Below are 2965 nucleotides of genomic sequence, written 5' to 3'. Positions count from 1 at the left end.
TATACTATCTATATTTTAGCTATTTTAAAGGGTCAAAAAACGGTGTCTTTTCACCGATTTTGACCCAAATTTTGTTCTTCAACCACTAATTGTTTTCTAACTTCTTTAAAGTAAAGAATGATAAGATTATTGTAATAATATATACTAATGCAAAAATAGAGCCAGAAACTATGTCTATAGGGTATGGAGAAAAACCTCTTCTAAAAACAAATGCAATAATTAAAGAAATTGGCATAAACAACCCAATTATTATATTAAGCCAATTAATAATAAAAGGCGCCTTTGATTGAAATATTAGTTTGGCTATAAAGTAAGCTGCAACACCAACTACTTGAATTATCATTGATCCCCAGATAACTTCTGCAGATTGTTCTGTATACCAACTGCCAAATGCTGCAAAAAGTCCGATTGCTAAAAATGCAGTTGAAGCTATATACAATATTTGACTGGTATTAAAGTTTTTGTTCTCTGATTGTTTTTGGGGTTCAATCCCCTTTAGAATATAATCTGTTGTAACCCCAAAGTACTCACTCATTATGATTACTCTGTCTAAATCTGGTACACTTTGTTCACTCTCCCATTTAGATACTGCTTGACGAGAAACCCCTACCTTATCAGCAAGCTCCTCTTGAGATATGCCCTTGTTTTTTCTTAAGCTCTGTATTCTGTCCGCAATATTCATAACAACACTCCTCTACTATTTTTGGTATTGTCATAATAACATTAACGCTGGTTGCATAGCTACCAAACCCACTTGGTTTTTTGTCAACTGACAGTTGCAATTCTTAATAATACTGCTCTTAAGCAATATTACTGATGTTTGACATATTATTTTCTTCTTTTTTACCCTTAAAATTTTTAGTAGGATAATCATACAGCAAAATATAATTATATCGAATATAGGAAACTTAATTATCTCCACAATCTCCATTGATACTCAAGCAAAATACCGACTTAATATCATAGCTGTCAATGCAATCTATTGATTATACCTGATATTGAAGGTTTATTCGTACTTTATTGTATATCCATTTGGTTTTCTTTTCTTCAGTCACTCTCTTCAACTGATTTCATATATTCTTTATAGTTCGTCACTTTTTATCCTCCAGTACCAATGTTTAGATAACCCCAAAACAATTCGGAAGTTCAATCCAATCCATCAAGGGACTTACACGATAGTCTACAGAACCGTTAGTTTATTATATCATATACACTTTTGCAAATGAACTTACAATCCGTTTGCAATTTAATACTTTCCAATTTTGTATATAAAAAGACATGAAAGCCTTTACTCTCATGTCTATAATTCTAACTCTTTTTCTATACGACCTTTTCTAAATACACAATACCCTCCTTTTGCTTCATATGTCTCTAAAGTATAACATCCAAATTTTTATTAAGCATTTCCATATCCTTTAGATGCTGTTCCCACCAAAAATCTCCACATATTGCAGTAGCCATTGGTTTGCCTTGCCATTCAAATATTCGAAATGCTTTACCTTCTGAATATCGAGGGTCTGACCAATTTGATTTCCATCCTTAAAAGGATGAATAAATACAATTTTTTTATGAAAAAGTGCTGCAAATTCTACTGGATGATAGATTTTTCTTTCTGTTTTTATCCATTTGCATAAATCCTCTATTTCACCTTGAATATTCTCTACTTTAGTTACTGGGTAATTAGAACCTGTGATAAATACATTAAAATCATTGTTAATTCTTTCATTGCCTTTTCAGGAATTGTTTTATCCATTTTAAAAACCTCACTTTACCATGAAATTCTTACAATACTTTTAAAAATGTTTTATAACTATAGCATCATTTTATTAGAAACTTTGGTGGCACTCCAGCCAAGACTCTTTGCCCATGCACGAACGATAGATGCCTCTTCTTTATCTTCCCCTTCATAAATAGTTCCTAAGAAATCAGCAAATCCACCTAGCCCACCAACATCATCAAGTACAGATACACCTACTTTATTAAGGCAAACTGGCTTATGCCTATCCAATACGGTATATTCTGCCTCTTCAAGTTCATACTTATCAATAATATTGTTATTAAGAAGATCTTCACAATCTTTATATTTGGTTATCTTCACTATCCAATTATCTCCAAAGTCATAATTATAAATAAGTTCTTTAGTTACAGGGAACCATCCTTCTAAGTTAATATCTTCACCTTGAGCTGCAATAACCTTATTGACTTCTAATCGTTCCAATAAACTTTCAGTACCACCATCAATCATAATTGATGAATTCATCTCTTCAAGGGTTAGATTAATTAATGGAGCCCTTTTTATTATTCTTATTTCAGCATTTTTATCCTGTTCTTTTCGTTTCATATAATCACTAAAGGATTCTCTAACCTCAAACATTTTAAAACGGTCAAGAAGGTTTTGAATATTTTGTCTTGCTACTTCGGGATGTTCCATAGTTCCTCCATATATATAAGGACCGGTATATTTTTTCCTAAGCCAAACTTTAAAACTACCTCTCTCATAATCATCATCCCAGAAAACATCTTCTTCCACTTCAGATGGAGGTTGAAATAATATACCTACTAAATCTGACCAACCCTTAACAGTACCTCCTGTCAACTTATTATATAATCCCTTTGGTAGATAAAAACTACGCAAGTGTGAGTTTTGCCATCCAAATAGTCTTTGAATTGTATAGTGTAGATTATGAAGTGGCATATCTGAAGGTACAAGAATATCTCTAGTTATTGACTCTCCGCTAGTAGATTCACCATATCTTATTAACATTCTTTTCTGATAATCCGATAAGTAATCATCTCTCAATTCTAAATGAAGACGTACTGGAGTAATTTCATTTTTTATTGAACTTATATTGTTTTTCATTTTCTGCTTGTTTATGTTAATCTAAAAGTAGGCCACCATTTCAGTTGAAAACTGGTCCACCTTTAAAATATAATACCCCTATGAATAACTTTTTAGGGGGAGATG

General features: G+C 32.0%; 3 protein-coding genes. All 3 read right to left on the bottom strand.

All coding sequences use genetic code 11. The features are described 5' to 3' along the window. Positions 1–85 precede the first annotated feature (85 nt). Positions 86–682 (bottom strand): helix-turn-helix domain-containing protein, encoded by a 597-nt coding sequence (locus tag C3E90_RS04200; protein WP_236914404.1) that lies wholly within the window; start codon positions 680–682, stop codon positions 86–88. 733 nt (positions 683–1415) lie between these two features. Further along, positions 1416–1694, bottom strand: coding sequence for a Fic family protein (locus C3E90_RS13570; RefSeq protein ID WP_442870557.1), 279 nt, complete (start codon positions 1692–1694; stop codon positions 1416–1418). A 116-nt stretch (positions 1695–1810) separates the two neighbouring features. Beyond that, positions 1811–2860 (bottom strand): plasmid pRiA4b ORF-3 family protein, encoded by a 1050-nt coding sequence (locus C3E90_RS04195; protein WP_236914402.1) that lies wholly within the window; start codon positions 2858–2860, stop codon positions 1811–1813. Between the last annotated feature and the right edge of the window lie 105 nt (positions 2861–2965).

The sequence above is a fragment of the Clostridium sp. Cult2 genome (assembly GCF_021655075.1).
In the GTDB taxonomy this organism is placed as follows: Bacteria; Bacillota; Clostridia; order Tissierellales; family Tepidimicrobiaceae; genus Schnuerera.
This window is presented reverse-complemented; position numbering and strand designations above follow the sequence as displayed.

Bases quoted from the DNA above. Each gene is read 5' to 3' on its own strand.
- C3E90_RS04200 (WP_236914404.1), bottom strand. From the start codon at position 682: ATGAATATTGCGGACAGAATACAGAGCTTAAGAAAAAACAAGGGCATA.
- C3E90_RS04195 (WP_236914402.1), bottom strand. From the start codon at position 2,860: ATGAAAAACAATATAAGTTCAATAAAAAATGAAATTACTCCAGTACGT.